This is a genomic window from Lactiplantibacillus sp. DA1, from assembly GCF_032681335.1.
Classification (GTDB): Bacteria; Bacillota; Bacilli; order Lactobacillales; family Lactobacillaceae; genus Lactiplantibacillus.
The window spans coordinates 551,450-557,951 of the sequence record NZ_JAWHTQ010000001.1 but is presented as its reverse complement, the minus strand read 5'-3'; the positions used below and the strand labels follow the sequence as shown (position 1 = coordinate 557,951).

At 45.0% G+C, this 6,502-nt stretch carries 7 protein-coding genes; 5 read left to right on the top strand and 2 right to left on the bottom strand.

Annotated elements, in window-relative coordinates:
- Positions 1-286: 286 nt before the first annotated feature.
- From RXV91_RS02575 to RXV91_RS02565, 3 genes are read left to right on the top strand one after another with little or no spacing between them, the layout of a single operon-like run.
- On the top strand, positions 287-604 hold the full coding sequence (locus tag RXV91_RS02575; RefSeq protein ID WP_316438522.1) for a cupin domain-containing protein: 318 nt from the start codon (positions 287-289) through the stop codon (positions 602-604).
- A 30-nt stretch (positions 605-634) separates the two neighbouring features.
- Positions 635-970: a cupin domain-containing protein gene (locus RXV91_RS02570; RefSeq protein ID WP_033610315.1), complete on the top strand. Its 336-nt coding sequence runs from the start codon at positions 635-637 to the stop codon at positions 968-970.
- 34 nt (positions 971-1,004) lie between these two features.
- A complete protein-coding gene (locus RXV91_RS02565; RefSeq protein ID WP_316438521.1) occupies positions 1,005-1,847 on the top strand; it encodes a metallophosphoesterase in 843 nt (280 codons plus the stop codon).
- Positions 1,848-1,996: 149 nt separating this feature from the next.
- Here RXV91_RS02565 and RXV91_RS02560 read toward each other — a convergent pair whose 3' ends face one another.
- Both RXV91_RS02560 and pnuC read right to left on the bottom strand, forming a co-directional pair.
- Positions 1,997-3,103 carry an SLC13 family permease gene (locus RXV91_RS02560; protein WP_316438520.1) on the bottom strand — a complete coding sequence of 369 codons (1,107 nt, stop codon included), beginning with the start codon at positions 3,101-3,103 and terminating at the stop codon, positions 1,997-1,999.
- Positions 3,104-3,308: 205 nt separating this feature from the next.
- Positions 3,309-4,118 (bottom strand): nicotinamide riboside transporter PnuC, encoded by an 810-nt coding sequence (pnuC, locus tag RXV91_RS02555; protein ID WP_316438519.1) that lies wholly within the window; start codon positions 4,116-4,118, stop codon positions 3,309-3,311.
- 359 nt (positions 4,119-4,477) lie between these two features.
- On the opposite strand from pnuC, the gene proC reads away from it, so the two are divergent.
- Together proC and nagA are read left to right on the top strand one after the other, a co-directional pair.
- Entirely contained in the window at positions 4,478-5,269 is a 792-nt protein-coding gene (proC, locus tag RXV91_RS02550) for a pyrroline-5-carboxylate reductase (protein WP_131509348.1), read from the top strand.
- Positions 5,270-5,347: 78 nt separating this feature from the next.
- Entirely contained in the window at positions 5,348-6,484 is a 1,137-nt protein-coding gene (nagA, locus tag RXV91_RS02545) for an N-acetylglucosamine-6-phosphate deacetylase (RefSeq protein WP_033610310.1), read from the top strand.
- The last annotated feature ends 18 nt before the right edge of the window (positions 6,485-6,502 follow it).

The window sequence follows — 6,502 nt, the reverse complement described above, 5'->3', positions numbered from 1 at the left end:
ATTAAAATACATACAAAAATATCTGCTGCCAGTAATCAAGTTTTCACTTAATTACCAACAACAGATATTATAGAACCGTTATTTCTGTGCGTGTTGAAGCACGCTCGATTATCAATTACGATGCAGTGGTTAAGGGTGTAATTACTCATTCAATTATTCGGAATTATGAAGTGTTTATTCAAATGAGACTCGAATATTGTAACTGTTAGCGTTAAGCTTAATTCAAGTATTAATGCTAATGATGTGTATCGTAGGATACCATAATGATGACTAGGGAGGATTTGAAATGGCTGTAACTAAAATTGATCTAAAAACCATGTTGACCTACCGCGAGCACGCTATTACTAGTAAATCATTTGCCCGGAAATTCGGTATTGAACTGCCATTTGTGATGTACACAATGGCTGCTGGTGAGAGCATTAGCGCCGAACAATCTACATTGACCAGATTATTTGAGGTTATTGACGGTACTTTGATCGTTCGCTTAGCGGATGAGGTTGACCAAGAAGTCCATGCGGGTGAGATGCTAGTGGTGCCAGCTAATACCGTACATACATTAGTGGCTGAGCAACCGTGCCAATTTATTCAACTCGAAACGAAATAAGTCTTGTTAACTAGAGACGGAGGAATTCAAATGAGCTTAATTAATAAAATTGATCATGCCAAGGTCCTTAATTTGACTGAGCAGATTCCATTAGATGATGATCAAGTTAACAGTCGGACACTGGTTCAACGTGATGATCTGAGTATGACGTTATTTTCAATTGCGACTGATCAAGAGATTGGCGGGCATTCTGCTCAGGGCGATGCGATGGTTAATATTTTAAGTGGTGAAGCGGAGATTACGATTGAAGGGACTGTTTATCATTTGACCGCGGGACAATCAATCGTGATTCCTAAAGATGCACGGCATTCTTTATATGCCATTCAGGGCTTTCAGATGCTACTGGTGGTCGTCAAGCCAGACTAAAACATCCTGTTGTTTACGAGGTGGAGGTGCTGATATGCTGTTGTATACGTTTATTGGTGATATTCATAGTGCGGCGGATGATCTAGCGGTTTTGTTAGCCGATCCTGAGATTGCCGCCACCCGGTTGATTTTTTTAGGTGATTATATTGATGGTACGGCTGCGCGGTATTTTGGTCACTACACTGAGTCGGCTTCCTTGGCACCGCTAAAAGTGCTGGCAATGATTAGTGAACGGGTACGGCAAGCTGGCGATGTGGCCTTGCTTGGTAATCATGACGCGTTCTGGCTACGTACGGCTCATGGTGATGACAGTGCCACCGCAACCTGGGTGTTGAATGGTGGTCACCGGACTTGGCGTAAATTAGGCATTTACTCGTCTAATTCTGAGCATGTCCGGCGAGCGCTAAATGGTGTGTTGTTGAAGCCATACACTGATTTTTTAGCATACTTGCCGCTTATGTGGCAGCAGGGCCGGCTACTCGCCATGCACGCGGGTGTTAACTGGCAATACCCATTAACACAACAATCACCGGATGACTTACTGTGGATTCGGGATAATTATTATGATGACTTCACAACTGTGGGTCACCGTTGGCATCGGAACTTATTCAACAAAGTTATGGTCACTGGTCATACGCCGGTACAGACATTTGCTGGCTCACACCTGGGTTATTTAAAGATGCAGGCGGATGCGCAAGATGTTCCACGTTACTTGATTGATGCTGGGAGTCGCTCAGGTCGCTTTGATGGGGGCATTGGCGCGTTAACATTGACCGCTGATGGTGAATTTGTCAGGGCAAAACGCGTGATCAAGAGCCACGTCTATGATGGCCAGCAAGTCGTCACCCCAGCCATGATCATGGATAATGAGCATTAGTGCTACGATTCAGGTTAGCAATAGTTGTTAAAAGGGAGCGGGTGTTGAGCCCGTTCTTTTTGTGATGTTGAGGTGGTTATGGCTATTCCAAGAATATTAGGTCGCTAAAGTCAAATTGATTCAGTGTTCGGGTTAACTCATTTGTACAATTATAGTAGGAGATAGAACCAGCCGCCAAGGCCCAAGACAAGCAGGCCCAATCCATTGAGGGCTGTAAATACAAGCAAAAAATGGCGAAGTGGCTGTTGATCATCAAAGGGCAACAATTGTTTTAAGGCAAGCAGATTTGCTAGTGAGGCCACCAATGAGCCCAGGCCGCCAATATTAACGCCTAAAAATAGCGCCGGTAAGTGTGATGTGAAATTAGCCAGTAAGATGGCAGCTGGAACGTTGCTGATGACTTGGCTCGTGATTAGCCCAGTAATATAGACGCTGGGAGCTGTCTGGGTCAATTGCTTGAGCCAATGCGTTATTGTGGGATTATGGCTGATGGCGCTAACGAAGATGAAGAAGCAGATAAAGGTTAAGAGTAGCGCGTAATCGACGTACTGAAAGACGCGTCGGTTAATGATGAAACCGACAACAACCGTTCCAATAATAACTAGTAAGAGGGGCACTAGATTGAAAATGCCAAGCATAATGAAACTGAGTAGGCCAGCTGCAAGTCCAATCTGATTATGGGAGATTGGTTTTGATTTAGCGGGTGTTACCGTTAACGGCGACCGCGGTAGCCACCAACTTAAGGCAATTAACAAAGCGAGACTAGCCAGCATTAACGGGGTCGATAATTTGAAAAACGTGAGTAGATTGACGTGATAGAAGGTGACCAAAAATAAATTTTGGGGATTGCCGATGGGAGTAAATGCACTGCCAAGATTGGCCGCCATGATAATTAAAGTCGTTGGGTAAGCAATGGCCAGTTGTTGCCGCCGTGCGAGGGCGATAAAAATCGGAATTAACGTCAAGATTGCAACGTCATTAGTTAAAACCATTGAGCCGCCAAAGGCTAACAGGATAAACAACTGACACATTTGACGGGTATCGTGTGATTTAACTAAGAGCCAGTCCCTTAAAGTATCAAGTAGATGCATGGCTCGTAGTAATTGGACGCTGATCATCAATGCTAATAAGGTGCCAATCGTGGTCCAATTAATTTCTGCCAGCCGGGGTGTGCCAATACACAAACTTAAACCTGCACAAATTAGCGCGATGATAAAAATTTTGTCGTGCAGGGTGCGATGAATGATTGCCACCATGATAAATGTCCCCCTCGATAGTCAGTTAATTAGCTTTAACTTAAGCAAACTCGCCGGTGAATGTAAATTGATATACATTGTTCAGGTAACGGTGCAGTCACCCGAACAGCAAACCAAATAAAAACCGTTTCAAAGTTACGCGGCGAACTTTGAAACGATTAGCGATTGAGCTTGATAGTTAGTTAGCCATCTTCGTTAATATGGACTAGTGTTCTTGATGAGCGCTTTGGCCAAAGAACCACAAGTAGGCCCCATATAGTGCGTTAGCAAGCATCACGAGTTGCAGTGCTAACATGGAGGCGGCTGCGGGACTAAAGCCTTTTAACTGGTTGAACCAGATAATAACGTTAAGCACATCGAGCGTGATCCAGGCGATCCACTGGGAACGATAGCCATTGACCATGAGGACGCTACCGACAATTCCAAGTGGTAACAAGGTGGCGTCCAGGTAGATTTGGTTACCGTGAAGTTGTTTACTGAAGTGTAAGACAATGATGTAGACGAGTACGGCTAACGCGAACCAGGCACAACCGGCTAATTTGCTCAATTTACGACCAGTCAGTTCGCTAGTATCGGGTTGTGCTGCCATTTTACGATGCCAGACGGTGATGCCGACAAATTGCATGACGAGGTAAAACGATTGTGACGCAATATCACCAATCAGCCGATTGGTGATGGCCGTAGTAAGCCAAGCCGCACAAGCAATAATGCCCCAGCTATAGTTCGTCAGTCGCCCTTGATCAACCAGAATTAAGTTAATCACCACCGTCATTCCGGTCAATAGTCCAATCCAGCCATGTAGGCTGTAATCGCGGCCCAGAATAAAGCCAATGATAGTGACGATTAGCATCGTGCTCATCATCAACTTAGTGGTGCGGCGAAGCGTCTTTAATTCATTAAGCCCCCGTTGCCAGCTGAAGACGGCGCGCATGGCTGTGGGCAGACTGGTGATGTCTTGTTGCCATTGTTGCGTCAGGGTGGTTAAGGTGAGTCTGAAAGATTTACTCTGATTCATAGTGAAATACTCCTTAGTTGTTTTTAGACAGCCGTGTTCGGAAGCAACGCTGTGTTTGATGCTGTTTACATTAGCTTGTTCAGGTGAGCCTGTCAATGAGATTAGTCCACGCTGAAAACCGGTTATTAATAAATTAATCAGCTGTTCATAGTGTTGGTAAGCAATCGGCTCAACAGGATGACTTATGATATTTATTTGTTGATAGTGAAAGTTGGTCTTGAAAAGGTGATTAATTACCCACAGTTTCACAAATATTGGTATAGTAGAAGAGTAAGCGGGAATGTTTGTTTAATCCTGCCTAGCCGTTAATCGGTTAGTAGTTAATGATATAAATTATAAGTCAGAGGAGCGTTTTACGGATGAAAATCGGATTCATTGGTGCCGGTAACATGGGCCGCGCGATTATTGATGGGTGGTTAAAACAACAAGCGGTCGTCCCAGCAGATATTTATATTCACAGTGCCCATGCTGCGAGTTATCAACCTTATGCGCAAGCAAATGGGCTACAGGCCTGTGACACTAATTTGGCCGTGGCACAAGCTGCTGACGTTATCGTTTTGGCAGTTAAGCCGAACATTGCGTTGGCCGCATTAAAAGAAGTTCAAGCAGCCTTAACAGGCAAGTGGGTCATTACAATGGTATCAGGGTTGAGTTTGGCTGATTATGCCACGGTTGTCCCTGATCTCCCCGTTCTGAGAATCATGCCGAATGTGAACGTGGCGATTGGTGCCGGGATGACGGCGTTGGTTGGTAATGCTGCCTTAACACCAGAGCAATATGCAGCTGGACAGCAATTATTTGATGCGATTGGTGCCACGAGTGCCATCGCTGAGAAAGATTTTCCAACTTTTTCAGCCTTAGCAGGTAGTTCGCCGGCCTACATCTATTTCTTTATTGACGCGATGGCCCGCGCAGGCGTCAAGCACGGTTTGAGCAAGGATGCAGCGACTAAGATTGCGGCGCAGGCCACGCTTGGCAGTGCTCAGAATGTGTTAGCTTCTGATAAAATTCCGTTTGACCTGATCGATCAAGTTTCTTCACCTGGTGGTACGACGGTTGCTGGGTTGCTGGCGATGGAAGAGGCCGGTTTTATGACGGCTGTCGTGAAGGGCATCGACGCGACGATCGCGAAGGAACTCGGCGAATCTTAAATAACTTGGTGCTGGTGGTTGCAAGTTTGGTCTATACCGATTATAATTAAACCAGATAAATCCAAGGAGGAATTGTTCATGAGCAAAGTGTTAAAACATGCCATCATTTATACTGGTCTAGAAAAGATCGATGACGGCTACATTCGTTTCGGTAAGGAAATTGAAGCGGTTGGTCCAATGGATGACTACGTGGCCCAACCCGATGATGATATCGAATTTGTGAGTGGCAAAACGATTGTACCGGGCTTCATTGATGTTCATAGCCATGGTGGTTATAGTTTTGATTCAATGGACGGGAATCCAGCTGAAATTAACGAAATGGTTAATGATATGGTGGCCCGTGAAGGAATTACGTCATACTTCTGTACGACCATGACGCAGTCCAACGAAAACTTAGATCATTCGATGGCCGGCATTAACAAAGCCGCCGACGAAAATCCGGTTATCCAAGGGGTTCATCTGGAAGGTCCATTCATTTCGGCAACCTTCAAAGGTGCTCAACCTGAAAAGTACATTAAGAATCCTAACGTTGACTTATTAGACAACTGGAACAAGTTGTCGGGTGGTCGAGTTAAGTTGATTACTTACGCGCCAGAAGATCCTGGTTCGCGCGAATTTGAAAAATATTGCTTGGAAAATGGCATCGTGCCTTCAGTGGGTCACAGTAACGCCACTCGTGAACAATTATTAGCAAGTAAAGCAACTCACGTGACGCATTTATACAACGCGCAACGTGAATTCAAGCATCGTGAACCAGGTGTTACTGGTCATGCCATGCTTGAAAACAACATGTACTGTGAATTGATCTGTGATGGGTTCCATATCGTACCTGACATGATCAAGTTAGCGTATGAACAAAAAGGCGTTGATCGGATCGAATTAGTGACTGATTCAATGCGTGCCAAGGGTGAACCTGATGGTGTTAGTGAATTAGGTGGTCAGAAAGTGATCGTTAAGGATGGTCAAGCGCGCCTTGAAGAAGGTAACTTAGCCGGTTCCGTCTTGACGTTCATCAACGCCTTCAAGAACATTCAGAAGTTCACTGGTTGTGGGATTGCTGAAGCAGTTAAGATGGCTTCCGTCAACCAAGCACGTGAATTTGGGTTGACTAAGAAGGGCACGTTGGAAGCTGGCAAGGATGCCGATATTAACATCTTAGACGGTAACCAAGATCTAGTTGCAACTTATAGCTACGGTAAAAAAGCAGCTAAATAAATTAGAAGTAAGGGATGA

What these genes read in the sequence shown, in the direction of transcription:
- RXV91_RS02560 (WP_316438520.1), bottom strand. Translation starts at nt 3,103, where the DNA reads ATGGTGGCAATCATTCATCGCACCCTGCACGACAAAATTTTTATCATC.
- RXV91_RS02575 (WP_316438522.1), top strand. Translation starts at nt 287, where the DNA reads ATGGCTGTAACTAAAATTGATCTAAAAACCATGTTGACCTACCGCGAG.
- nagA (WP_033610310.1), top strand. Translation starts at nt 5,348, where the DNA reads ATGAGCAAAGTGTTAAAACATGCCATCATTTATACTGGTCTAGAAAAG.
- pnuC (WP_316438519.1), bottom strand. Translation starts at nt 4,118, where the DNA reads ATGAATCAGAGTAAATCTTTCAGACTCACCTTAACCACCCTGACGCAA.
- RXV91_RS02570 (WP_033610315.1), top strand. Translation starts at nt 635, where the DNA reads ATGAGCTTAATTAATAAAATTGATCATGCCAAGGTCCTTAATTTGACT.
- proC (WP_131509348.1), top strand. Translation starts at nt 4,478, where the DNA reads ATGAAAATCGGATTCATTGGTGCCGGTAACATGGGCCGCGCGATTATT.
- RXV91_RS02565 (WP_316438521.1), top strand. Translation starts at nt 1,005, where the DNA reads ATGCTGTTGTATACGTTTATTGGTGATATTCATAGTGCGGCGGATGAT.